Source organism: Qipengyuania flava, from assembly GCF_011762005.1.
In the GTDB taxonomy this organism is placed as follows: Bacteria; Pseudomonadota; Alphaproteobacteria; order Sphingomonadales; family Sphingomonadaceae; genus Qipengyuania; species Qipengyuania flava.
In genome coordinates, this window is sequence record NZ_JAASQU010000001.1 from 1350123 (window position 1) to 1374644 (window position 24522).

At 56.8% G+C, this 24522-nt stretch carries 19 protein-coding genes; 14 read left to right on the forward strand and 5 right to left on the reverse strand.

Annotated features, from left to right (window positions below):
- Positions 1–77: 77 nt before the first annotated feature.
- Positions 78–971 carry an AraC family transcriptional regulator gene (locus tag FHS69_RS06680; protein ID WP_166776987.1) on the reverse strand — a complete coding sequence of 298 codons (894 nt, stop codon included), beginning with the start codon at positions 969–971 and terminating at the stop codon, positions 78–80.
- Between the two features lie 168 nt (positions 972–1139).
- Between FHS69_RS06680 and FHS69_RS06685 the strand changes: the two genes are divergently transcribed.
- The 5 genes from FHS69_RS06685 (at position 1140) to FHS69_RS06705 (ending at position 7440) form a co-directional block, all read left to right on the forward strand.
- Positions 1140–2105: an SDR family oxidoreductase gene (locus tag FHS69_RS06685; RefSeq protein WP_166776988.1), complete on the forward strand. Its 966-nt coding sequence runs from the start codon at positions 1140–1142 to the stop codon at positions 2103–2105.
- Between the two features lie 228 nt (positions 2106–2333).
- Positions 2334–3551, forward strand: a complete 1218-nt coding sequence (locus FHS69_RS06690) for an HlyD family secretion protein (RefSeq protein ID WP_166776989.1) — start codon at positions 2334–2336, stop codon at positions 3549–3551.
- Complete coding sequence (locus tag FHS69_RS06695) at positions 3551–5146, forward strand: DHA2 family efflux MFS transporter permease subunit (protein WP_166776990.1); 1596 nt, start codon at positions 3551–3553, stop codon at positions 5144–5146. Before FHS69_RS06690 ends, FHS69_RS06695 begins: the two co-directional genes overlap by 1 nt.
- Positions 5146–6597: an efflux transporter outer membrane subunit gene (locus FHS69_RS06700; RefSeq protein ID WP_166776991.1), complete on the forward strand. Its 1452-nt coding sequence runs from the start codon at positions 5146–5148 to the stop codon at positions 6595–6597. The genes FHS69_RS06695 and FHS69_RS06700 overlap by 1 nt, the downstream gene beginning before the upstream one ends.
- A 222-nt stretch (positions 6598–6819) precedes the next feature.
- A complete protein-coding gene (locus tag FHS69_RS06705; RefSeq protein ID WP_166776992.1) occupies positions 6820–7440 on the forward strand; it encodes a TetR family transcriptional regulator in 621 nt (206 codons plus the stop codon).
- 477 nt (positions 7441–7917) lie between these two features.
- Here the strand turns inward: FHS69_RS06705 and FHS69_RS06710 are convergent, their stop codons facing one another.
- Positions 7918–11688 carry an SIR2 family protein gene (locus tag FHS69_RS06710; protein ID WP_166776993.1) on the reverse strand — a complete coding sequence of 1257 codons (3771 nt, stop codon included), beginning with the start codon at positions 11686–11688 and terminating at the stop codon, positions 7918–7920.
- Positions 11689–12233: 545 nt separating this feature from the next.
- On the opposite strand from FHS69_RS06710, the gene FHS69_RS06715 reads away from it, so the two are divergent.
- The 4 genes from FHS69_RS06715 (at position 12234) to FHS69_RS06730 (ending at position 14815) form a co-directional block, all read left to right on the forward strand.
- On the forward strand, positions 12234–12590 hold the full coding sequence (locus FHS69_RS06715) for a thermonuclease family protein (protein ID WP_166776994.1): 357 nt from the start codon (positions 12234–12236) through the stop codon (positions 12588–12590).
- Positions 12591–13200: 610 nt separating this feature from the next.
- Positions 13201–13695, forward strand: a complete 495-nt coding sequence (locus tag FHS69_RS06720; protein WP_166776995.1) for a hypothetical protein — start codon at positions 13201–13203, stop codon at positions 13693–13695.
- A gap of 2 nt (positions 13696–13697) precedes the next feature.
- Entirely contained in the window at positions 13698–14315 is a 618-nt protein-coding gene (locus FHS69_RS06725) for a hypothetical protein (RefSeq protein WP_166776996.1), read from the forward strand.
- 77 nt (positions 14316–14392) lie between these two features.
- The gene (locus FHS69_RS06730; protein ID WP_166776997.1) at positions 14393–14815 is read left to right on the forward strand and encodes a hypothetical protein; all 423 of its coding nucleotides are present in this window, start codon (positions 14393–14395) and stop codon (positions 14813–14815) included.
- 186 nt (positions 14816–15001) lie between these two features.
- Here the strand turns inward: FHS69_RS06730 and FHS69_RS06735 are convergent, their stop codons facing one another.
- Positions 15002–15895 (reverse strand): AraC family transcriptional regulator, encoded by an 894-nt coding sequence (locus FHS69_RS06735; protein WP_166776998.1) that lies wholly within the window; start codon positions 15893–15895, stop codon positions 15002–15004.
- Between the two features lie 167 nt (positions 15896–16062).
- Here FHS69_RS06735 and FHS69_RS06740 point away from each other — a divergent pair, with 167 nt between their 5' ends.
- The 4 genes from FHS69_RS06740 (at position 16063) to FHS69_RS06755 (ending at position 22786) form a co-directional block, all read left to right on the forward strand.
- The gene (locus tag FHS69_RS06740; protein WP_166776999.1) at positions 16063–17028 is read left to right on the forward strand and encodes an SDR family oxidoreductase; all 966 of its coding nucleotides are present in this window, start codon (positions 16063–16065) and stop codon (positions 17026–17028) included.
- Between the two features lie 405 nt (positions 17029–17433).
- Positions 17434–20511 (forward strand): TonB-dependent receptor, encoded by a 3078-nt coding sequence (locus tag FHS69_RS06745; protein WP_166777000.1) that lies wholly within the window; start codon positions 17434–17436, stop codon positions 20509–20511.
- A 95-nt stretch (positions 20512–20606) separates the two neighbouring features.
- Complete coding sequence (locus tag FHS69_RS06750; protein WP_166777001.1) at positions 20607–21329, forward strand: FadR/GntR family transcriptional regulator; 723 nt, start codon at positions 20607–20609, stop codon at positions 21327–21329.
- Between the two features lie 80 nt (positions 21330–21409).
- Positions 21410–22786 (forward strand): chondroitinase-B domain-containing protein, encoded by a 1377-nt coding sequence (locus FHS69_RS06755; protein ID WP_166777002.1) that lies wholly within the window; start codon positions 21410–21412, stop codon positions 22784–22786.
- 219 nt (positions 22787–23005) lie between these two features.
- On the opposite strand, the gene FHS69_RS06760 is transcribed toward FHS69_RS06755, so the two are convergent.
- Positions 23006–23422 carry a Ros/MucR family transcriptional regulator gene (locus tag FHS69_RS06760; RefSeq protein WP_166777003.1) on the reverse strand — a complete coding sequence of 139 codons (417 nt, stop codon included), beginning with the start codon at positions 23420–23422 and terminating at the stop codon, positions 23006–23008.
- Positions 23423–23526: 104 nt separating this feature from the next.
- Positions 23527–23694, reverse strand: coding sequence for a hypothetical protein (locus FHS69_RS06765; RefSeq protein WP_166777004.1), 168 nt, complete (start codon positions 23692–23694; stop codon positions 23527–23529).
- Between the two features lie 20 nt (positions 23695–23714).
- On the opposite strand from FHS69_RS06765, the gene FHS69_RS06770 reads away from it, so the two are divergent.
- Positions 23715–24347 (forward strand): tyrosine-type recombinase/integrase, encoded by a 633-nt coding sequence (locus FHS69_RS06770; protein WP_166777005.1) that lies wholly within the window; start codon positions 23715–23717, stop codon positions 24345–24347.
- Positions 24348–24522: the final 175 nt, after the last annotated feature.

The following is a 24522-nucleotide window of genomic DNA, read 5'->3' on the forward strand; positions in this document are numbered from 1 at the left end:
AGTCGAGTTTACATCGAACAGTCGCCCGCATCCCTCGTCGCAAGGTCAACCATGCAGGAGGATGACCCTCTAGCCCCTCAATTTAGCATAGCCGATGTGTGAGGCAAATTTCCCCATTGGCGGGGGGACTTATCAAACATTCGTTTGAATTCGCGGCTGAACTGGGAAGGACTGATATATCCCACATCCATAGCGGCTTCGCTCACCGTCATCCCGCCGGCGATTTTCAACGCTGCATGGTTCAAACGCATCGACTTCGCGAACTGGCCCGGCGACATAGTTGTCGCAGCCTTAAACTTGCGATGGAAGACAGCGCGGCTCATGCCGGCCTTGTCGGCAAGATCGTCAATCGAAAACGGCTCGGCCAAGTTCGCGGATATGTGGGCGATGGAGCGTGTGATAGCGTTGCCGACACCAAAGGACTGTCGGGCAAAATGACCGGCCCCGCCTTTCAAAATGGCGAAATACAGCTCGCGGATACGCACGCCAGCCAAAACCGCCAGATCAACTGGGTCTCGATCCAGCTCCAGGAGCCGCAGCAAGGCGTCGGCAAACCCTGTATCCCATTCTGCCAATCCGATTCCGCGACTTTCAGTTTGCTGCTTCTTAGCAAAACCTACGCTACCGACATTCGCCATTTCGACCGTCAGCTCGGTCATCAGTCGCGGATCTAGGGATATGTAGACACCGTATAGCGGGTTTTCTTTAGAGGCCTTCGGCGTGCCTGCCTCGATTGGCATAGATATGGGGCAACACAGATATCGGCTATCGTCATAGATGTATCGGGTCCCATCGAGCGCAGCCTCCTTGGAACCGCTGACGATCGCGATAACACTTGGCTCATACACTACCGGCGCGCACGGAACCGCTTCGGTCGAGCGGAACAATTTAACGCCTTCGATACCCGTCTCGAACAAGCCATCGGAGCGAATGCGCCCCTCGATTAATTGTTTGATCCGATCCTTGCTCATGGCCTCCATCTAGCCCGCGCCAGATGACTTTCCAACCCGCGCGATACGATTAGGCAAGAATTAGCGATAATCATCACTTATTCTCCGCATTTTGGTCATTTATATGCTGCTGCATCAAACACGATCAACGCCTGGCGCAAGGAAGCGCCGGGCCAAAGGAGAATGACGATGACCGACACCCAGTTTGGCCCCAAGGGCTGGACGCCCGAACGGCTCGGTAATCAGGCCGGGAAGACCTACCTCATTACCGGCGCGAATTCCGGAACTGGTTTTCAGGCGGCCCGCATTTTGCTGAGCAAAAATGCAAAGGTGGTGATGCTCAATCGCTCAACCGAAAAATCAGTTGCCGCAGTCACTGAGCTCAAGGAAGAGTTTGGCGCGCGAGCGGACGTGTCGTTCATTCGCATGGACCTCGCTTCGCTCTCCAGCGTACGTGAAGCCGCAGCCAAGGTGAATGAAACGGTTCCACAGATCGACGCCCTCATCTGCAACGCTGCCATCGCGCAGGTTCCATCGCGCGAGTTGACCGAGGACGGGTTCGAAAGCCAACTCGGCACCAATCATTATGGCCATTTCCTTCTCAGCGGACTGCTGTTCGATCGGATCGAACAATCGCGCGGACGCATAGTCGTCGTGGCGAGCCTCGGGTATAATATGGGGCTCAAGACAATCAAATTCGACGATATGAATTGGGAGAAGGATTACGGTCCGAACATCGCCTATTCGCAGAGCAAGCTTGCCCAGATGATGTTCGCTTACGAACTTCAGGATCGGCTCGGCGCTGCTGGGCGCACTGATGTAGACGTGTACGTATGCCATCCTGGTGCTTCGGCTACGTCTCTCATTTCCACGAGCGGAAGCCGGATGATGCGTGCTGTATGGTGGTTTATGACAAAGACACCTTTCGTCCAGACTGCACGGGAGGGTGCGTATCCCCAGGTCATGTGTGCAACTGAGGAAGGGCGGCCGCAGCGCGCACTTTACGGTCCGACTGGTCGTATGGAAAGCGTCGGCCCGGTCGGCCGAGGAACGCTGAACCCGCATGCCTATGACAAGCAGGTTATGAGCCGACTGTGGAAGGTTTCAGAAAAGGCGGTCGGCTTTCAATGGAAGATACGTTCTAGCGAGGGATAAGGCAGCGACCAGTCGCATTGAAGCCGCCCGCATACTGTCCGCCAGCAACGCGAATGTGGAGCGGTCGGGAAGAAGTATCTGGTCTGTCAGGGTCGACCGATAACTTCCAGTTGCGATGAATACGGTCCCCTGACCCGCAAAAGCAGATAGCAGTTGACAGGGCAGCCCATCGCGCCCAGATGCGCGCCCAATTAATAGAACGATACCGTTTCGTTTCAGGATTGAGAAATGACAGATACCACTTTTCGAGCACCGTATGCCGCCGAGGATCGGGTAGAAGAATGCACCGAAGCTGACCTTGCAGTATCCTCTTCGGAGGGGTTGGAGCAGAATGCCCCGGGTAACGAAAAGCCGAAAGGCGCAGCGCGCACGCGTCCTTGGTTGCGCCCCCTGTTGATCGCCGTGGCGATTCTTGCCGTGGCGTTCGGAGCGTACCAGTTCTGGCAGTACCAAACCGTGGGCCAGTATCAGGAATCGACCAACGACGCCTTCGTCAGCGCTGACGATGTCGCGATTTCGTCCAAGTTGGCAGGCTTTGTCGAAAGCGTTGAGGTGGCTGAGAATGCAACAATCGCAGAGGGGACACTGCTCCTCCAGATAAGGGCATCGGATTTCACAAACCAGATCGATGCTGCTGACAGCCAGATCGCATTAGCTCGCGCAAACGGAGCGGTAACGCGCTCCAACATCGCAGAGGCGGAGGCGGCCGTAAACGCCGCGCAAGCCGAGGTGGCATCGGTGCAAGCGAGGCTTGGCTACCTCGACCAGCAGATAGCGCGATATCGTCCGCTCGTTGCCTCAGGTGCAGAACCCGCGACACGGCTCGATGAGCTGACCAGCGAGCGCGCACAAGCGCAGGCCTCGCTAAGAGCAAGCCAAGCAGCGGTGTTGCAGGCGCGTCAGCGAGTGGCAACCCTGCAGGCGCAGACTGGCGCGTCACAGGCGCAAATTCGCGCCGCCCAGGTTGAGCGGAACCGAGCCAGTACCGACTTGTCCGACACGCGCCTGACCGCACCGATTGCGGGCAGCATCGGAAGCCTTGAAGCGCGTCCGGGCCAGTTCGTCTCCCCCGGTCAACGGCTAATGACCATCGTGCCGACCGGCGACATCTATGTGACCGCGAATTTCAAGGAAACGCAGATCGGGCTGATGCGACCTGGCCAGCCTGCGACCATTGAAGTGGACGCGCTGCCGGGCGTAGAATTCCACGGCGTAGTGGAAAGCATCACGCCGGGCACGGGAGCGAATTTCTCGCTCATCCCGCCGCAGAACGCCACCGGCAACTTCACTAAGATCGTCCAGCGCGTGCCAGTCCGCATCAGGATCGAGGCAGGGCCGGAATCGCGCCGCCTTCTCGTTCCAGGCCTGTCGCTCGAAGTATCGGTCGATACCCGCTCCGGTCGCGCTGCGCTTGAGGCCATCGAACGCGAGCAGGCAGGCGAATAATGAGCGACGCTGCAACACTGGGGGCGGGCGATATGCCCGTGGGTGCATCCGCTCCGCGTGAGGAGAAGGCGAGTCTGACAGCGTGGCTCGGCGTGGCAGCCGGTTCGCTCGGTTCGCTTATGGCGACGCTCGACATCTCGATCGTCAATTCTTCGCTCCCCACGATCCAGGGTGAGATCGGCGCATCGGCATCGGAAGGCACGTGGGTCGCCACGGCTTATCTGGTGGCCGAGATCATTGTTATCCCACTGACCGGCTGGCTCGAACGCGTCTTTGGCCTGCGTCGTTTCCTCATGATCGCGGCGATCCTGTTTACTGCCTTTTCGATCATGTGCGGGATGGCGACTGACCTCAACACCATGATCATCGGGCGTATCGGTCAGGGCTTCACTGGTGGCGCCATGATACCCACGGCGATGACGATCATCGCCACACGTCTGCCGCCTTCGCAGCAGCCCATCGGCACAGCCATGTTCGGCGCGACGGTGATCCTGGGACCAGTTCTCGGCCCGCTTCTGGGTGGCTGGCTCACAGAAAACCTGAGCTGGCACTATGCCTTCTTCATCAACGTGCCCGTCGGCGCCCTCCTGCTCGCCTTACTTTTCTTCGGGCTCCCCGATGAGAAGATGAACCTGGACGAACTGAAATCAGCCGACTGGCTGGGCATCATCGGCATGTCGCTGGGACTCGGCGGTCTGACGGTGGTGCTGGAAGATGGTCACAAGGAACAGTGGTTCGATTCCGCGCTTATCTGGCAGCTGACTATCCTTACGATCATCGGTTTTGCGATGATGGCGGTAGGGCAATTTATCGCGAAAAAGCCCGTCATCAAGCTGGCGCTACTACGCAACCGCGAATTCGCAGCCGTATCGGTGATGGTGCTGATCCTTGGCGCAGTGCTGTACAGCACGTCATACGTCATCCCGCAGTTCCTCGCGGCGATCGCCGATTACAATGCCTTGCAAGCCGGACAGGTCGTCTTCCTGTCGGGCGTGCCATCCCTGCTCATGATGCCACTTGTGCCGCTGCTGATGCGCTCGCTCGACATTAGGGTAGCGGTGGCGCTGGGCTTTGGCCTGATGGCATTCTCATCGATCTGGGACGCTGCCCTGACCGCCCAGACAAGCGGCGCGGACTTTACCGAAAGCCAGCTGATGCGCGGTGTGGGCCAGATCCTGGGCTTCATGTTCCTGAACCAGGCCGCGATCAGCGCGGTCAAAATGGATGAGGCGGGTGACGCATCGGGCCTGTTCAATGCAGCGCGTAACCTCGGTGGCTCTATCAGTCTCGCGCTTCTTGCCACTGTACAGGATACGCGCTGGGAATATCACCGCTGGACGCTGCACTCCAATTTGCAGGCGAACGATCCCGCGACACAGGGCTGGCTTTCCTCGCTCACCGAGCAATTCGGCGGCGGAGCTGAGGGACTGGCTGCCGCCTACCGCATGATCGACGCGACGATTACCCGCGAAGCGCTGGTGATGGCATTTAATGACGAGTTCTGGATACTGGCCATCGGCACTCTGCTGGTGACCCCGCTCGTCCTGTTTCTCAAACCGCTGCCCAAGGGGCAGTTAAAAATGGCAATGCACTAATGACATATTTCAACACTCATGCTCGCCCGCTTCGCATGGCGCTGCTTTCCGTGTCCATGCTAGCCGTAACCGCGTGCACCACCGTTGGACCCGACTATGGCGGCGCGCCCGAAATGGCCCCTGTCAGTGTGGAGCGCGGAACATTCCTGCGCGCCCCGGACGAGGCCAGCCGCCAGGCCCCGGCGAGCGACTGGTGGACCCAATTTGATGATCCGGTCCTCACGCAGCTAGTCGAGGATGCCCTGTCCAATGCACCGTCGATCGACGCAGCTTTTGCCCGCGTCACACAGGCGCGCGCTGGTTTGCAAACGGCCCGCACCGCAGCGCTTCCCTCTGTCGGAAGCTCGGTTTCTACGCCCTATATCAACGTTCCTGCCGACCTGGTTGATTCGGACAGCAATCGTGACCGCTACTCGGCCGAAAGCCTGAGCGTCGGGTTCGATGCCAGCTGGGAGCTGGACCTGTTCGGCGGAAATCGCCGCCGCCTGGAGGCCGGCGCCGCCCGGCTCGGCGCGAGTGAGGCAAGCCTTGCCGATGCGCAGGTATCTCTCTCTGCCGAAGTGGCCCGCATTTACATCGGCTTGCGGGCGCGGCAGGAGATGGCTTCGGTCCTCCAGCAGCAGTTGGGAATGGACCGGCAGCTCCTCGTCTTGGCCCGGCAGCGCCATGAGCAGGGCACGGCGACATTGCATCCGGTCGAGCAATACCGCTCGGCAGAAGCGCAGACGCTGGCGGACATTGCGCGCAACGAAGTCGAAATCGCCGTGGCGATGGACCAGCTTGCGGTCTTGTCCGGCTTCGAGCCGGGCGCGCTGAACGATCGACTGGCGGATCAAGGCGCAGCCCCCCTTCCGCCTGCGGAAATCGCCATCGGCTCCCCGGCAGACCTGTTGCGCAAGCGTCCGGATATCCGACAGGCGGAGCGTAATCTCGCTGCTGCGAATGCCGACATCGGCGTGAACGTGGCAGACCGCTTCCCCAAGGTCAGCTTTCTCGGTCTGCTGGGCCTTGGTGGCGGATCGATTGGAGAAGCATTGGATCCTGCCAACCTGATCGGGCTAGCTCTTCCGCGCATCAGCTGGAGCGTATTCGATGGCGGGCGCACGGAAGCCCGTATCGAGGCGAGCCGTGGTGCGTTCGCAGAAGCCGAAGCCAACTACCGCGGGACCGTGCTGGCTGCCCTCGGCGATGCAGAAAACGCCCTGACGCGGTTCGGTGGAGCGAGGGTCGCTCTTGCCCGCACGCTCGACACGCGTGAAAGCGCCCAGCGCGTTGCGACACTGGACACTATGCGCGCCCAGGCAGGCACCATTGCTCATTCGCAGGCCATCGCGTCCGATCGCGAAGTGGCAGGCACAGAACTCGCGTCGATCACGGCCAAGGCCGAACTTGCCGAAGCCTACATTGCGGTAAACAAGGCTATGGGGTTCGGCTGGTCCTATATCGAATAGGGTCCGCGTAAGGTCGACGACAATGTGCCCTATATTGACTCATTCCCAAGAGCGCCTGATAGGTCAGGATGCATCCGCAAAAGCGGAGAGGATGAGACGATATGGCATGGCGAGGCTCGATCATGGGAAAGATCTGGGCGTCGTACCTTCGGGGTCTGACGCTGTCTTGCGGTGCAATTCACAGATGCAAGACAAGCCAGAAAGCCAAGAGGCATCGACATAGTGAAATGCAAGATCCGTTCCGGCAGGCCGAGCGCAGAAGACGCTGAGGCCTTAACCGATCGCATCCTGCAGGCGAGCTGGGAGCTCCTGCTCGACGTCGGTTTCGAGAATTTTTCTTTCGACAAGCTCGCCAGATACGGCCGCTTCGGCAAACCGACGATCTATGCGCGCTTCGGTAACAAGGTCGAATTGCTGCGTGCCCTACTCGTTCAGAGCATCGAGACGCGGTCGCGGGATCTTTTTGACGCAGCTTCGCGACAGCATATCGATGAGGCGATCCCGTCGCTCTGCGCCGATGTCGTTGAATATATCCATTCGCCCGAAGGGCGCCTGAAAGACCGGCTTATCGACTGGCTCGATATAGAAGCGGAGGATGGTGGCCCTTCGATGAGGGGCTGGACCGGAGAGAAAGCTATCCAGAGCGTCCAGCAATTGCTGCGAGACGCCTCTAAGCGCGGAGAAGTCAAGCTTTCCGACATCGACGAGGTATCGCAGTTCCTGGCAGCAGGCGTGATTGGGCATGGACGCATGACGAAGGTCGAAGACCCGTTCGATCGGGTACCCCATATTACATGGGCGCGCAGCTACTGGGTGATGCTGAAAACGGCTTTTGCAGCCTAACAAGAGTGGCAGCGCTCGGCTACTCGGCGCTCGCGCTCATAGTTGCCTTGGTCTCTACATTCTTCACCGGATCAAACACGTCAGGATGCGGGTTTCGCAACTGACCGCTATAAGTGTCGAGCCTGCGCTCGGATGACTATAGAGCTCTGCCTTAATCCCGCTGGGCTTCGGCCTACGACTGGTTTCGGGTAACCCATATCGGACCTTCAATGACCGGGCTTGGGGCGCTTTGCGGACGGGCAGGAATTGGGCCGGCTGCAGACTGGCAGCTTCCAGAAGCTGAGGTCGGAATAGCTGCCATTGGCAATTACCGCTGCAAGCGACAGCTGACGACCAGAGCACCAGATTCAGAGGTAGGCGTTTGGATGTCGGCTCAGGCCGAAATGCAGCTGTCTCAGCGGCTAAGCTCGCCGTGGAAAGGTACCAATCCTAGTGCGTGGATGCCCACACTTAGGGACAGGGCGTACGGAGGTGCGATCAAACGGTCAGATCATTTAGGCGTCGCCATTCCCGCGTCCGTCGTAGCGCTGGGTTAGCTTCTGCTATGACTTCCAAGGCCTTGCTCAATTCATACGGCATTTGTGACCTGTCGTCTGCGACCAATGCATCAAGCAGTTGAAGCGTCTCTGCCGGAAACCTCTGGGCAAAGTCGTTGGTGCCTTCTTCCGGCTCTTTGGAAAAACGATAGGTTATCATGTCGAGATGCGCCACGGGCCGAAGCAAGCCTAGCAAGGACCGAACAGCATCCGGGAAATTATCGCCAGACTTTTCTATCAGATGTGCGAAGCTGCGTGATGCGCTTTCCGTCCGGTATTTCACCTGACGTGGCCAAGCTTGTTCGATGAATGGCTTTACGAACGGGGCCCATGTTCCCTCTTCAGATGCGATATTTCCTAGCATCCACAAAGCGTCACCCCGCCCCTTGTCATCCATAGCAATCAGCGCTTCACGCGCTTGCTTGAAGGAGATCAAAGGGCCGCCGTCATTCTCTGGTCTGGTGAGAACCACCATCTTTTGGACCCAGTAGCGCCTATCAGATTCATCCAACTTCCAAGCTGCTTCGCCCTTAAGCAGCGCCAGCAGTGGGGGACACATGATACGCAGCGTTCTTGTCGTCGGCCATCCGGAGCTGGCAGCATAGCCATGCCAGACCGCTTCTGATAGCGGATGGTCAAGCGCAAACAATGGCCGCACAGCGCGGTCTGTCCATTCCGAGAACCAATGGTCTAGCCATGTGAAATGTCGCGCCACGACGCAGGCGGCATGTCCACCACCATCGCCATTGGCCCCGAATAGAGCTTCAAAGCGTTCGCCTACACCATCCGGCATCGGCCCCTTTTCGGTCGCCGTGTCTGGCATAAGATCCCAAAGCGCCTCGGCGAGAACGCCTATCGGGCTGTTGATTGCTTTGCTGACAGAAACCTCGGAGTGATCCTGGATAACACCGCCGACAGTCGTATGCCCTATGCCGCTCTTAGTCACCTCGGGGGCCGCCGCGATGTAAACGGCAATTACCTTGTCGAAGATGGCTAGAGCGCGCGAGCGATCCGCTTCGGCCAACGCTTTCAGATGTTGCTCAAACCATCTTGGGACATAATATCTCAGCGCTTCCAGCGCATCCTCAGGAAGGCTGGCCAATGTATGAGCGGCGAGCCAGCGCAACCTTAGGGATGTCGCTTCGGGCCAGTTCGACAGCAGAGCTTCCCAGAAACCAGTAGGAACATCACCATTTCGCAATGCGAAGCGCAACGCCGCTAGCGCGCGAAAAGGCTGGGCAGCGACAACACCCTCAAACGGGCGGAAGTCCTGCAGTTCACCGTGACGGCTCTCAGTCTTGCTTCGAGCCTCATCAAGAATCCTGCCGATGGGGGCTGATTCAATTCCACGAGTATCAGTTACCCTCTCGACCATTCCACCGCGTGAATCAAGCGAGCGGTCTGCATTGCCCGCCCACTCGTCGGACCATTTGGGATCGACACGTTTCAGCGTATCAAGCTTTTTCGTCGTCACAGGCGTCAACGGGCAGCCGTTTAGTTCCAGCCATGCCAATCTTTCAGCGGCATAAACGGCTCTGCGCCGCCGGAAGTCGGAAGCTTTCTCCCCCTCCCACCTCGTCGGGCCCTCGACGATTCTCCGCTCTATTGCTCGGCGTTGCTTGCTAGTGAAATCAGGCCAGCGCGCTCGTAGCGTGCAGAGAAGCTCCCTCTGGCAGCGAGGCTCCCAGAAAATCTTATCCCTCAGTTCTGAAAGAAGCGCAGTGGCTTGGCTTGCGGACACGACTCCCGGAAACATAGCAGCATAAATGGACAGCTTCCCGAAGTAGTAGCCATCATTGATCGGCCATTGCCTCACTTCGAGTGCAGCTGCCGCAGGGTCAAGCTTGACGAGGCGAACAAACAGGTCTCGAAACCACAAAAAATACTGTGTCTTTCGCCCGTGAAAGGTTTCCCCTCGTTCCCCAGTGGGGTGAAGGGTCGGCATGTCCCACCAGACCGTGCCTATCTCGTCGAGAAGGGATGATGCGGCCAGTAGGCTGCGCCGCACGACACCAATGACCCCGGCCAATTGCTCGTCGGGAATTTCCAGCTTCTCGTTGTGCCGATCTAGCACCCTAACCTTTGCATCGACCAATCGTCGGAGAGGCAAGTCATCCCAGCTTACTTCGACGGGATAACTAAGTCCGAAACTGTCCCGACTGAACTCAACTCGCGGCTGGGAGACGCGCTCGAAGAACCTCAACGTCGCGCCCGACCAGCCATCCTTGCCGACCATCGACCGAAATTCAAACCAACCATAGTCTCGATCAAAATTGCCTCCATGGTCGCAGCTTTCGAGATACAGTCGCCAGAAGGTGACCGCCTCTTGCGGTATGTCGCCTTCGCGGCGATCTAGCCGCCTAACGACGAACCAAAGCATATTCGGGTTGAGTTGCTTCCAGCCCGCCGCCCACCAAACCGCGACGGGTTCATGCATCACGTCACCGAACCACCTAGCAATGTGGTGAAGGCGTTCTGGCAGTGGGTTCGCCCATTGTGAGCTCCACCCCCTCAGCCCGGTCCTCTCGGGAAAGCTGGCATCGCCAAGTTTCCAATTGAGCGGATTAAAGCCGGGAATGGTCCGCTGGCCATTGGCCTCCTTGGGAGGGCGAGGCGGATCATCATCTAGGCCGAAAAGGTCGAGCGGGTCGATTTCCTCTTCATCGTTCCACGACCGCTTCCTCGGCTCGGCATAACGGACATTTGGGTCAAAGACGCACATCCATTCCGCAGAAGGAGCTGGCTTTGCATCAGCGAAACGCTTTGCCCCGAGTTTGCTGCTAACCAGTTCCACCACTTGCCCGCGCTCGTGCGGCTTGACCTCAATGGGACGCTTTTGGGCTATGCCAATTACCTTGTCGGTCCATCCTTCGGGATTTCGCACAGCATCCGCCCACGCTGACAGTGTGTCCCACAGCGCGGCATGATCGTCGCTTTTCCGATAGCATATCGGGGTTACGCCCCGATCCTGCCATTCCTCTTCCGCATCACCCTCATCGCCTTGAGTAAATGCATAGATCGGTGAATTGTAGCTGACCCCATCAGCAGCGTTGAGGCCTTCCAGCAGATAGCGCATCGGCGGATCTTCCGCTCGATAGCCCAGCAGAACGATGGTGTATCTTTCCCGCAAAGCCTTGACGAAGCGGGTAGCCCAACCTTCGGACAGATATGCCCGACCGAAGTCCGCACTGCTGATAACGTAGCCGGACGGCACGCCTACTTCTGGCTTACGGAGGCGGCCATGCAGGTAAACTACGCCATCTATGGATTGCTGTAGCGACAGGTCAGGCAGTGCCGGAGGAACAACCCGTGAAATGCGTTTTTTGACGGCTTCGAAAAGAAGATCGAAGTTCGTGGTGACCAACTGAGGGCGTCCGTCCACACCTCTAGAAAGATCAAGAATCGTCTGATGACAGGAGAGGTCAGGCTTTTTGGCCGCTTTCAGCGCAGCATAAATCTCTCGATCAATCTCAGACTGGCCAAACTCGCGAACCAGAAGGCTAAAGACGCGATCCGAACTATCTCCGCGCTCCATCGCGGCGAGCGCCCTTTCTGCGCCCAGCTTCTCCACCACCTTCTGTGTCAGCCCGCCGAAGTCAGGAAGTCCGGCGCGCCGGGAAATCCCCGCCCCGCAAAAGAAGATGACATTGCCCTCCTTTCGCTGTGTCAGCAGGTGAGAAGGAATTACCGGGCCATTAGAAAGGAAACGCATTCCCGACTATTAGCAACAACCTGAATTCTTTCGATAGGATTCCTGCAATTTCACCTGCGCGATTCTGACGTCCGCTTTCAGGCATTCTCTGGGAGAGTCCGAACGTCTGAAATTAGGGCGCAAAGCTGTCACTCATGAAAAGCTTTCTCATTGACCGAACGCTGGTCCCAGCCTCGTATCACGGCTTCCACACCGAGAGCAGCGTAAGCGACCTTCGAGCGCAGACATTTGCTTCGACCAACCGCGCTGCTGACAGAGCAACACGATGCTGAGTGGATTGAGCACAGCTACCCTGCGGCAGTGACGACAGTCCACCCGCAGCGCGTAGCCGTGACGTGAATAATCGGCGATCGTATCGAGACGCTTCGAGCTCATGGCTTTCGTCGCACTGACCAAACGAGGGCAGCACAGGCAGTGATGATGCACGCTATAGCCGCGAGCATCGATGGGCTTAGAACGATCATGGAAATCTCCGACTCGATGAGCACCATGTTCCATATTTGTTCCAAGTAGGAAAATGCTGTCTTTCAAGCTAGAGTGGACACATGCTTTTGATTGCTGCCGCGCTCGCCGTCTGTGCTCCCGGTCCTCGCGACCATTGCGTCCACGATGGCGACACAGTTTGGCTTGAAGGCGAGAAAATCCGCATCGCTGATATCGATACGCCTGAGCTAAACGGAGCTTGCGAATACGAGAGGGCGCTGGCCCTGCGGGCCAGGAACAGGCTCATTCAGCTCCTAAATGCCGGCGCCTTCGAGATCGCCCGTACCGGCCAGGATCGCTACGGTCGTACGCTCGCTACTCTACATCGTTCAGGCCGCTCTATTGGTGCTCAATTAGTCGCAGAGGGTCTCGCGCGAACCTGGTCCGGCCGACGCGAGCCGTGGTGTCCCGTTGGCTAAGCGTAGCCGCGATCGCTTTGGAACCAAGCTGGAGTTCTTTGTGCTCCTGAGCCTTCACCTCGCTGCAGTAGGCGTAGGGCTGGCTTGGTGGTTCACCTAGAGGCTTCTGCGCAGTTCGAACTTCCTGCTTAAACCGCGCCGTCGAGCGGGGTTGCCGCTTAGACGCGGACACAACAATTCGTACGCGCTCGCAGGGCTGTCGCCGTGGTGTTCGACATCGGGACACTGTGCAGAACACCTAGGTGGTGAAGCGTGATCACCGCGCTTACCTCATAGAGGAACGGCAGATCATCCAGTGTGAAATGCGACCCCGCGCTGTGAGGCTAGCCTCTTCGGTGATCTGTCGTTTCACCCCCCGACAGAACTGCGCATACGCGAGGCTCAGCGCCAGCAAGCGGTGCCTTAAGTCAGCGCCAGTAGTCCGTTCCGCGAAAGAGAGGTGCAATTGATCCTCGCGCGCCGAGAGCCGGCGCGTCGAACTATCCAATGGAGGAAGTGATCGGCTGTAAGGCCGAGAAGATGATGAAAATAGGGGAAGCCGCCCTCGGCCAGAACGGCTTCTTTCCAAGGAAGATAGAATATGAATCTGGTCACACTCAAACGCCCGGTGATGGGCGAACCCCTGCTCCCGCAAACAGCACACAGAACGCGCAGTCGCCTAGCGGCGCTCGTCGAAGCCTGCGGCGTGTCGCTGCGAGGAGACGAGCCTCTCGGCGAGCAGCTCAATCACGGAGTGGTTACCTCTTCGGCAGCGAACATGGCGCTCGCTGCAACCTCGTGCGATCGTCCGCTGCTTTATCCCGAATGCGAGCTCATGGCGCAGATCACGGGTATGGATCTTGTCTTGCTTCGCTTCGATGCCTTGTACGGCGCCTCGTTCGATGTGTTGTTGAATGAGGCTGGCGAATGGCTGCACCATTATGTCGCGTGGCGGCTCGACCTTAGCGGTCTGTGGCTCATCCCGTGCGCTGGCTCAGGCCCCTATTTTCGCCTGAGTTCCGATGGGCTCGAACCGTGCGAACTGCCCCCGTTCCAGACGGGATGTCAGCGTTACGCCGGCATCATGCGAGCGGCCGAAAAACCCTCCTTCGAAGGAGGGTACTGAGCATGGCTACTTCAACAGCAAAGAAGCGCAGCGCAGCCAAGAAAACGCCTGCCCCGGGGAAGCTCAACTCGTTCCTGCATGACGTACGCGAAGAGCACCCAGACTTTGCTTTCACGCGGTATTGGTACCAGGACAAAAAGGATCGCGAGGGCATCTCCGGTTGGATCGATCGCAAGGTGCGCTTGGGCGATGATCCGAAGTTCGGCCAAGCCACGAAAGTGGAAGTCCTGCTGCCTCCAACAGCGCCTGCTGATTACGTCAACCTCGCTTTCCTTACTCGGCGCTTCGACGAAGCGCTGCCGAGCTTCGAGAAGCATGCCATGATCCAGACCAAGATCTACCTCGATCCGAACGAGGCATGGCACCACGCTTATGAACGGATTCGCGCATTCGCGCGGTCGCACTTTGCTCACCGGTTCCCAGTGATCTTGATTGGCCATGTTCCAAGTTGCGCAGGGCTTCACGGCAATGGGAGCCATGTGCATGTCGTTGTGCTTCCGCGAGGGCTTACACTCAATGGTCTTACCGAGGTCGATGCGCGGCTCTGCTCCGACAAGGGCTACGCCAGTGCGCTCGACGCATGGCGTGAGCACAAGATCGCCTGGAGTAGCGCAGCATGAGGACTTCAAGCACCAGTGAGGCGTCACATGCAGCTGCAAGCCGTCTTGCTGCAAGAGGAGCTGACGCTATCCAGCAAATGCAGGCTACCGTCGATTTGGCCAGGCAGATGTTGGCTTCGCAACAGAGCGAACCCCTTCAAACTGACGCCGCGCGTACTGGTTCGGTGGAACCCGATGGCTCCGCGGCAGAAACTTCCCAGCCGCCGTCAAAGCCTAAAGTGTTTCTGGGAACAGTTAGTGAGCTGGTTCAAGGCCAGGGACACACCCTTCATTTCGCGGCGGGCCTAGCCCGCCGCGAGAGCGAATTCCGCAGTCAGCTTGCGCGTGACTGGGGTTCGGTGCTGGCGAAGGGTGCCGAAATCGAATGCGGGCTCAGCACGTATCCGTTCGCCGATCTGATGATGCCGGACCCAGTTCGCAATCTGCTCGAGCGATCGGAAAGCGGCACCGAAGCTCCGGCCTCGCTGCATTATACCTGTCGCTTACACGGGGACTTCTGACCGGCCATGCTGCGGGTTGAAGACACACCCCCATAAGGAGTTTATCTCGCGTTGGGGACCGCTGTGCTAAGTCCGCTTTGCGCCCCAATTTCGGTCATTCACGCTTCGGTCGAACAATTCTGAAAGCGGACATTCGCATCGTTCAGCGCGAGCTCAACCTTTCTTCAAATATGACCGCATCGGTTCTCAATTCAGCATAGCCAATGCCTGGGGCGCCTCTCCCCATCGGCGAGGCGATTGACCATACATTCGCTTGAATTCGCGGCTGAACTGGGAGGGGCTTACATATCCCACCCCCATAGCCGCTTCGCTCACGGTCATTCCGCCCGCAATCTTCAACGCCGCTTGGTTCAAACGCATCGACTTTGCGAACTGGACCGGCGACATGGTTGTCGCAGCCTTGAATTTGCGATGATATGCAGCGCGGCTCATGCCCGCTCTGGTCGCAAGATCGTCGATCGAAAGCGGCTCGGTCAGGTTCGACGATATGTAGGCGATGGAGCGGGCGATAGCGTTGCCGACGCCAAAGGACAGTCGAGCAAAGTGACCGGCCCCGCCTTTCAAGATAGCAAAATACAGTTCACGGATACGCACGTCGGCGAGAACGGCCAGATCGACCGGGTCCTTGTCGAGTTCCAGAAGCCGAAGAAGCGCCTCGGCAAACCCGGCATCCCAATCTGCCAATCCGATGCCGCGACTATCAGAGGACAGCGCCTTGGCGAAGCGCGGGCTTCCGACATTCTCCATTTCGACCGCCAGTTCCGTCATCAGTCGCGGATCGAGTGAGATGTAGACGCCGTATAGCGGGTTTTCCTTGGAAGCCTGCGGCGTGCCTGCCTCTACGGGCATGGACGTGGGGCAACACAGATATCGGCTTTCGTCATAGATGTATCGCTTCCCATCGAGCGCTGCTTCTTTGGAGCCGCTGACTATCGCGATAACACTTGGCTCATACACTACCGGTGCGCACGGAACCGCTTCGGTCGAACGGAACAATCTCACACCTTCGATACCCGTCTCGAACAGGCCATCGGAATGAATGCGGTCTTCGATGAATTGTCTGATCCGATCCTTGCTCATACGCCTTACCTAGCCGGCGTCGGTTCGCATTCCAATCCGGTTGATACGATCAGGCAAGAATTAGCGACGATCATCACTTATTATACCCAATTTGGGCATTTATATGCTGTTCACCTAACGTGATGAGCGCTCGGCGCAAGGAAGCGTCCGACCGCAGGAGATTGAGAATGACCGACACGCAATTTGGCCCCAGGGGCTGGACGCCCGAACAACTCGATGACCAGACTGGGAAGACCTATCTTATCACCGGCGCGAATTCCGGGACTGGGCTTCAGGCTGCCCGCATTTTGCTGAGCAAGAATGCAAAGGTGGTGATGCTCAATCGCTCAACTGACAAATCTGCTGCGGCGATCGCTGAACTCAAGGAGGAATTTGGCACCCGAGCGGAAGTGTCATTCATCCGTATGGACCTCGCTTCACTCTCCAGCGTGCAGGAAGCCGCAGCTAGGGTGAATGAAACCGTTCGACAGATCGACGCCCTCATCTGCAATGCAGCCATCGCGCAGGTTCCCTCGCGCGAGTTGACCGAGGATGGTTTCGAAAGCCAGCTCGGCACCAATCACTACGGCCATTTTCTCCTCAGCGGCCTGCTGTTCGACAGGATCGAAAAATCGCGTGGAAGGATCGTCGTCGTGGCGAGCCTAGGTTACAATATGGGGCTCAAAACCATCAAGTTCGACGATATGAACTGGGATCAGGGCTATGGCCCGAATATCGCCTATTCGCAGAGCAAGCTTGCCCAGATGATGTTCGCTTACGAGCTTCAGGATCGGCTCGCCGCCGCGGGGCGCAGCGGTGTAGAGATTTATGTCTGCCATCCCGGTGCTTCGGCGACATCTCTCATCGCCACCAGCGGAAGCCGAATTATGCGCGCGGTATGGTGGCTGATGGCAAAAACACCCTTCGTCCAGACTGCGCGGGAGGGCGCGTATCCCGAAGTCATGTGTGCAACTGAAGAGGGGCTGGAACAGCGTGCACTTTACGGCCCGACCGGTCGCTTAGAAAGCGTCGGCCCGGTCGGCAGGGGAACGCTGAATGCACATGCTTACGACAAGCAGGTAATGAGCCGGTTGTGGCAGGTGTCAGAAGAGGCAGTGGGCTTCGAGTGGCAAATACGGCCTGGCGCAGGTTAAGGCGGCGATCCCCACGAGACGCCGAAGGCGGAATGCTTCAGCAGTTGTCGCTAAACCGACGGCTCGCTGGTGGTCCAAAACAGACCTTACTCGCGTTCGACCAACTGTTATCGTTGGGCTTCGCAGCGCAGGACGGGCAAGCGGTGCGGTTTCGGTAGCCCCTCGGCGATAGAACCTTTCTATCCCGATTCATTCTACGCCCAGTCAAGTTCATCATTAGCTCATAACGCAAACCGACTGCCGTACGTTTACGTTTGTAGACCGGGCCAGCCCAGCCCAGCCCGGATAGGACGGTCAAATTGGTATTACAGAAAAATTGATATGGGTATGATCTAGGGATTGACTACTTTGGTTTGGGGTCTATCGACAGGCTACAAATATAAGTAGTTTACCGGGGAGAGAATCATGCGCTTCGTTCATGGCGTAGCCAATCGTGCCAGTCTGAATTCTAAGTCGTCGTTGCTAGTCGCTGCATCGGCGTTCAGCTTAATGTGTGCCGTTTCCGCCTCTGCTCAAGAAGCGAGCCAGGGCGATGAAGAAACTGTCGAGAACGACTCTGTCATCATCGTAAGTGGGTTCCGGGAGACTATTCAGGAATCAATCGAAGAGAAGCGCAACAACGACCTTATCTTCGATGCCCTCGCGGCGGACGAGATCGGCGATTTGCCTGCGCTGTCTATCGGTGAAGCCCTTGAAACACTTACCGGCGCAGGGTCTCATCGCGAACAGGGTGGGGCTACCGAGATATCTATTCGCGGCCTTGGCCCCTTCTTGAGCTCAACTACTGTAAATGGGCGTGCGGCGTCGAATGGCAGCGGGGACCGTTCGGTCAATTTCAGCCAGTTCCCTTCCGAACTGTTCAACAAGATCGGGATCTACAAAACGCAGTCGGCAAGCTTGATCGAAGGCGGCGTAGCTGGCCAGATTGCGCTCGAGACGGTGCGGCCAATCGACTATGGGAAAAGTCGCCTTCAGGGCGAGGTCAAGCTTAACATAAATCCTGATAATCTGGACATCGAGGCGGACCAGCGCTTCCAGGACGTCGGCTATCGCGCTTCGCTTTCCTATATCGACCAATTCGAGCTTGGCGGAGGGGAAATCGGTGTTTCGCTAGGATATTCCCGCAATTCTTCGACCAACCCGGAACAAGAGGCTGCGGTCAGCAACACGCTCAACTATTGTGGCTATGACCCGACCAATTCCAGCAGTGGTGTATTCGACGAAGACAATTGCAATACCGATCGTCCCGACCAAGCGGGCACGGAAGAGTTTGTCATTGCTCAGAATAGCTATTCCTACCGGCAAAACATCACTGATGACACTCGCGACGCCTTTTTTGGTGCGGTTCAGATTCAGCCTGGTCCTGGCGTCGATATTAACATGGACTTCCAATACTCGAAGCGGAAGTTCCGTGAGCGCCGCAACGATCTAAACTTCTCCGAAGGGCGCCGTGTCGACGGCGAGGGCGACATCGGCGCTCTCGACTACGAACTGATCACCGGACCGTATGGTGAGTTGTACCAGTTCACAGGCGAGACGAGTGTCGAGACGAACAGCGAGTATATCGAGCGCGACGAGGAGTATTACGGTGGTGGTCTGGCCGTCGATCTCGAACTTTCGGAACGACTTACATTCTCGACCGACGTGTCCTATTCGCAAACCCAGCGGATCGAGGAAGCGACCCAGGTGCGCATGCGCATTCGCGACCAACTCGACATCTACGGAAACGGGGGGCAGTATCCGCTAGCTGTAGAAAGCAATGGCGACACTAATAACGACCGGATCGAAACCGCCTATCTGATAGGGCAGAACGGCTCACTGATCCCCAATTTCGTCGTGCAGGCCTTCGACCCCAACAATTACGATCTCTTTCGTAACGACGCGCGCGCGCGCTACGATCTGGAGCAGGATCGTTATAATAGCATCTTCGCTTGGCGGGCCGATCTGAACTACGAGATGGATGGCCTTATCACTTCCATTGAAGGTGGGGTGCGCTTTCAGGAGCTCAAGTATCGCGATGTACCCGGCGCAGCATCGGGTACTAGCCGCTTCGAGAATACATACAGCAATGAAGCACTTTCGGTTGCGAACCAAACGTGCCGTACAGCATTCCCCGAAAAGGGGTTTCTCAGCTCGGTCGCCGGAGGAAATCCGCTCGTCACGATCGTGGACACTTCAGGCAACATAATCGGCACGACTAATACCTTTGCGACATTCGATGCACTCTGCCTCGCGCAGACCCTGGAGGCCAATGATCCCACGGGTGTGATCACCTTCGACGAGGGTGGCATTCCTAGTTATCCTGACGGAAACTTTGATTCCATCCAGAACAGCGACGTCTACGAGAAAACCAAAGCCGCCTATCTTCAGGTGAACTTCGATGGCCAACTCGGGAGATTACCCGTTCGTGGTAATGCAGGTTTGCGCGTCGTCAAAACCGATGTCCGTTCGAGCGGTTTCCGAGGCACGCTCACCGCAGTCTACGATGACACTACGGGCGAATTAGTCGATATCGTCGAAGATCAGGGATCGTTGGTTTCTCTAACTGCCGAAAACTCCTACACTGAGTGGCTACCCAGCCTTAACCTGACTTTTGAACTGCAACCTGACTTGCTTGGGCGGTTCTCGGCGTATCGGGCGCTCTCGCGGCCGGATCCATCTAACCTTGGATATGGACGGACCTTCACCGCGCTAGTCGAAGAAGGGGCTCCTGTCTTCTCGATTGCAGACGCAATTGGGTCGGCCAATGCCACCGGCAATCCGTTTACCGATCCATTACTATCATGGAATGTCGATGCCGCAGTCGAATGGTATCCTGATGCGGATTCCATCCTCGCAATCGGTGCCTATTACAAAAGCTTTAATGGCGGGTTTGAGACCATCGGCCGGTTCGAAACCTTCACAGTCGATGGCGAAGACCTCGAAACACTGGTCACCACTGCCAATACCAGCGAAGGCTCCAGCACGATTTGGGGTGTTGAAGTGACCGCAGCGCACCGATTCTCGTGGCTACCCAAGCCGCTCGATGGTTTGGGCTTCAAGGTTAGCTACAACTTCGCGGATTCTGATTTTGAGTTTCAAGACGATACATTGGGGGCCATAACCACTATCAACAGCGATCTGTCGCGCACCACGAGCGATGCGCTTATTCCACCGGCAAATATCTTTGGACTGTCCAAGCACGTCCTTTCCGCTCAGGCGTTCTACGAGATCGGAAAACTCGAGCTGCAGGGCGTTTACAAGTACCGTAGTCAATATTTCCAACAATTCGTCGGCACCCCGGGGCGGGTTCGCTTCGTGGATGATACTGGCGTTTTCGAAGCACGTATATCCTACGCAATAACCGACAATATTCGCGTTAGCGCCGAAGGACTTAACTTGTTCAATGAACCTCGCATCGATTATCGCGGCACTCGAACGAACCTCGGCCAGGTCCTTTCCTATGGCCCGAGATATTACCTGGGGGTCAGGGCGAAGTTCTAACGTTGAGATGCGCTCGGGCGCGCCGGTTCCAAGATCTCGCTTTGGAAACTGCGCGCCCGACTTTCCCTCGCCAAATTACCGAAGGCCCTGATCGCATGGGTAGTAGAAGGCCCTTCCATACAGTCGTAGAAGATATCGGCAAACTTATCGATGACGGCGTTTACCCCCCCGGAATGCGTTTGCCTGGCGAGCGCGAGCTGGCAACCTTTCTCGGAGTCAGTCGCGTCGCGATCCGTGAGGCTAAGATTGCGCTCCAAGCGGTTGGGCGGCTCGAGGCACGAAGCGGTTCAGCATTCTATGTGAGTGCCAGACAGCCGCTGTTCTCAAGCATAGGCACGGGCGCAGCGGCACTTGAAGTCCTAGAGGCAAGCATGTTGATCGAAGCCGATCTTGCGGCGCTCGTTGCTAAGACGATAACTGACGAAGGCCTAATGCTTCTTGAAGACCTTTTGGTGCCGCTCGGATCGGCCAATCCTGAGGTTGCAGCAGCGGCAGATGGGCAATTCCATATTCTGATTGCCGAACAATCGGACAATCAGGCTATGATGCTTGTCGTGAAATTTTTGGCCGATATGCGGTCGCAAATTACCGTCCAAGGACAATCCCTTGCGAGCACGGCGGGCGTCAGGTCTGCGACTCATAGAGCGATTCTCAAGGCGTTCAGAGATCGCGACCCTGAGGCAGCCCGCAAAGCTACGCGCGCGCATTTTCAGGATATTCTCGAATGGATGCTGGGATCGAGAGAGACGGAGGCTCTCCGCGATCTGGAGAAGCGCATTTCAGAAACACGCGAACGTTTCTCCGTCTGCTCAAGCTAGGCGGGATGCCAAAACAGGAAAGCTTCAAAGTTTGGAATGTTGTCCAATCGCACTTTCCCAGACTGTCGGTCTCAAACTACGTGAAAGACAAACCGATGTTTCGCATTTTCGTTGTAGGAGCAGTTTTCTATTGGCTGTCGGTTACGGTCGCTAACGCCAAAGAGTATTTCGTTGAGAATGCCTCTGAATACTCGCGTGCCAGCGCTTCCTTACAGGCTGGCGATACGATCATATTGGCCAATGGCGAATGGAAGGATTTCGACCTAGTCGTCACTGGTGAAGGCCGCAAAGAGGCCCCCATTACGATCTTGGCTCAGTCCAAAGGTAAAGTCCTGCTAACTGGTCAGTCGAGTTTGCGGATTGGCGGTCGGTACATCTTGGTAACGGGCTTGGTTTTCAGGAATGGCTACAGTCCACGCAGCGAAGTGATATCTTTTCGACGCAACAAGCGCGATTTAGCCGCCTACAGTCGTGTTACCGAGGTTGTAATCGACGGATTTAGCAAACCTGACAAACAAGATGCCGATTATTGGGTTGGGCTGTACGGGAAGAACAACCGCTTCGATCACAATCATCTGGTTGGCAAGACCAACAAAGGTGTGACCTTGGCAGTCAGATTAGATAGTGCGGAGAGCCGCCATAATAACCATAGGATAGACCACAATTATTTCGGGCCGCGTCCCGCGTTGGGCACCAATGGCGGTGAGACGATCCGGGTCGGAACTAGCACTTATTCCGAACACGTGTCGAATACTTTGGTCGAGAAGAATGTTTTCGATCGCACCGATGGCGAGATAGAAGTCATTTCGTCGAAGTCAGGTGGCAATATTTACCGTGAGAACTTGTTTTTGCGAGCACAAGGTGCACTCACCTTGCGACATGGGGACGGCAATCTTGTGGAGAGGAATGTCTTCCTTGGCCATGGGAAAGCGAAAACGGGCGGCATCCGGGTCATCAATCGCAATCAAATCGTAAGAGAAAATTACATGGAAGGATTGCGTGGCACCGGGTTTTGGGGGGCACTCACCATTATGAATGGTGTTCCGGATTCACCAAAGAACCGGTACGTCCGCGTCGACAATGCACAGATTGAACGTAACACGATAGTCGATAGTACGCGGATAACCTTCGGAGCCGGTGCAGACTCGGAACGGCTCGCACCGCCAATCAACAGTTGCATCACTAGAAATCTACTTTCCGGAACTGGCGAAGGAACGTTCATCGAAGCTGACGCTGACGTGTCCGGGATACGCTTTGTCGAAAATAGGCTCCTTAAGGGCTCGGTGCATAGCGCTATCGTTGGGCTGCATCCGAAAGCAGCTGAATTGGAGCGGAAAACTAATGGACTACTCTATCCGGTAGATGAGCGACTGATCCAATTCGGGGCACCCTTAAGTCTTGTTCCGACTTCCCTCGATTCGGTCGGAGTCGCCTGGTACCCCAAACCGAGTCCGTAGTGGTGGCTCAGGCCGTTCTACACAATTAGAAGCTGATGACGGCCTCCCTATGGAAGCTAACAACGGTTGCGGTTATGGAACACTATCGTTGAACATTAGGAGTTGCTCGAAACTAAGGCTCAACAGATTGTCCGTTCTGTTCGTTTCGCTACCCATATGCCGCTGTCAGCCTCCGAAATCGAGGCAAGGTTGACACGGACACCTCCTTCATCCTGAAGTTTAAACCTTCTTGGGCCGCCCACGCTTCTGGTTCGGCGCCTTACCAAGACCGATCTTCTTCGCCATATCCCGGCGCATCTCGGCATAGGCTGGCGCCACCATAGGGTAGTCCGACGGCAAACCCCACTTCGCCCTATACTCGGCAGGGGTCATGTCAAAATTGGTCCTAAGATAGCGCTTGAGCATCTTCAGTTTCTTGCCGTCTTCCAAGCAGACGATGTGGTCGCGCTTTACGCTTCTCGAGACGGGAACTGCGGGCTTTTGCTCGGCCTCTTCCTTTGCCGTTTCGCCAAGTTCGCTCAGAGCCTTATGGACGCCCTCGATAAGCGAAACGACACCCGCCTCGTCTACCTGATTAGCGCTTACGTGCGCCGACACGATATCTGCGGTCAGCGTCACAAGAGTTTCGTTTTTCATTGCACTACCTATTCGCTCTTAATCCCAACCGGCGACCACCGCCGTTGTGATTCATCACGCCATATGCGGGGAAACCGTTGGCATCCTTTAATTGACGCAGGACTTTAATTTTCACTCAATTTTTTCAGCTTCGGATGACCGCCGAGAGCGACCAAGAACTGCGATGCATTCATACGGACGGCCGATGTCGCAACGTTGCCGCGCGCCTTAAAGTGGACGGTCTCTAAACGGCCCGAAAGCCGCGACATCCTGAGCGTTACCTCTTCGGCCATTCGGGCCATGGAGAAAGGCAATGGGATACTCACAGTTTGATACAGCAACGCGTCATCGTCCCGCTTGGAACGCTGGCAAGAATGTCGGAACGAAGCGTCCGCTAACCCAGAAGCAGATTTGGGCGATCCGCTTTCATCTCGATCGCGAGGGACGATTAAGGGACAGAACTCTTTTTGACCTAGCCATCGATAGTAAGCTCCGCGGCTGTGATCTCGTGAAGATCAAAATCGGTGATGTGGTCGCAGGTGCCGATATTCGCAATCGAGCCACCGTCATCCAGCAAAAGACGAATCGCCCAGTGCAGTTTGAACTTACCGCCGACGTTCGAGCGACACTGCTAGCGTGGCTCGAACGCCGAGGCGGCTCTACAAGCGACTACCTATTCCCAAGTCGTGTCGATCAATCTGCCCATATGAGCACGCGGCAGTATGCACGCCTGGTCGATGAATGGGTGACGGCTATCGGCTTGCGAAAAGCCGAATACGGCACACATTCCCTCCGGCGAACGAAAGCCGCGATGATCTATCGTGCTACCGGTAATATACGAGCGATCCAGATACTGCTCGGTCATACGAAGATCGAGAACACCGTCCGCTATCTCGGCGTCGATGTCGAAGACGCCTTGCTGTTAGCGGAGCGAACTGAAATCTAGCCAAAGAAGCGGTCGCTCGGCGCGTCTGATCGACCGCTTCTAGGTTGTCTCACATATGCGCTGATCGGCAGCGATTGGGTGTAAGCAGACATGGCTAGTCTTCCGTGAACTTGCTTTGCAATTGGAAGAAGCCGAAAGGTTTCTGCATGAACCGTATCGTGACTCTCGGCTTGGC

What these genes read in the sequence shown, in the direction of transcription:
- FHS69_RS06680 (WP_166776987.1), bottom strand. Translation starts at nt 971, where the DNA reads ATGAGCAAGGATCGGATCAAACAATTAATCGAGGGGCGCATTCGCTCC.
- FHS69_RS06685 (WP_166776988.1), top strand. Translation starts at nt 1,140, where the DNA reads ATGACCGACACCCAGTTTGGCCCCAAGGGCTGGACGCCCGAACGGCTC.
- FHS69_RS06690 (WP_166776989.1), top strand. Translation starts at nt 2,334, where the DNA reads ATGACAGATACCACTTTTCGAGCACCGTATGCCGCCGAGGATCGGGTA.
- FHS69_RS06695 (WP_166776990.1), top strand. Translation starts at nt 3,551, where the DNA reads ATGAGCGACGCTGCAACACTGGGGGCGGGCGATATGCCCGTGGGTGCA.
- FHS69_RS06700 (WP_166776991.1), top strand. Translation starts at nt 5,146, where the DNA reads ATGACATATTTCAACACTCATGCTCGCCCGCTTCGCATGGCGCTGCTT.
- FHS69_RS06710 (WP_166776993.1), bottom strand. Translation starts at nt 11,688, where the DNA reads ATGCGTTTCCTTTCTAATGGCCCGGTAATTCCTTCTCACCTGCTGACA.
- FHS69_RS06715 (WP_166776994.1), top strand. Translation starts at nt 12,234, where the DNA reads ATGCTTTTGATTGCTGCCGCGCTCGCCGTCTGTGCTCCCGGTCCTCGC.
- FHS69_RS06720 (WP_166776995.1), top strand. Translation starts at nt 13,201, where the DNA reads ATGGGCGAACCCCTGCTCCCGCAAACAGCACACAGAACGCGCAGTCGC.
- FHS69_RS06725 (WP_166776996.1), top strand. Translation starts at nt 13,698, where the DNA reads ATGGCTACTTCAACAGCAAAGAAGCGCAGCGCAGCCAAGAAAACGCCT.
- FHS69_RS06730 (WP_166776997.1), top strand. Translation starts at nt 14,393, where the DNA reads ATGCAGGCTACCGTCGATTTGGCCAGGCAGATGTTGGCTTCGCAACAG.
- FHS69_RS06735 (WP_166776998.1), bottom strand. Translation starts at nt 15,895, where the DNA reads ATGAGCAAGGATCGGATCAGACAATTCATCGAAGACCGCATTCATTCC.
- FHS69_RS06740 (WP_166776999.1), top strand. Translation starts at nt 16,063, where the DNA reads ATGACCGACACGCAATTTGGCCCCAGGGGCTGGACGCCCGAACAACTC.
- FHS69_RS06745 (WP_166777000.1), top strand. Translation starts at nt 17,434, where the DNA reads ATGCGCTTCGTTCATGGCGTAGCCAATCGTGCCAGTCTGAATTCTAAG.
- FHS69_RS06750 (WP_166777001.1), top strand. Translation starts at nt 20,607, where the DNA reads ATGGGTAGTAGAAGGCCCTTCCATACAGTCGTAGAAGATATCGGCAAA.
- FHS69_RS06760 (WP_166777003.1), bottom strand. Translation starts at nt 23,422, where the DNA reads ATGAAAAACGAAACTCTTGTGACGCTGACCGCAGATATCGTGTCGGCG.
- FHS69_RS06765 (WP_166777004.1), bottom strand. Translation starts at nt 23,694, where the DNA reads ATGGCCGAAGAGGTAACGCTCAGGATGTCGCGGCTTTCGGGCCGTTTA.
- FHS69_RS06770 (WP_166777005.1), top strand. Translation starts at nt 23,715, where the DNA reads ATGGGATACTCACAGTTTGATACAGCAACGCGTCATCGTCCCGCTTGG.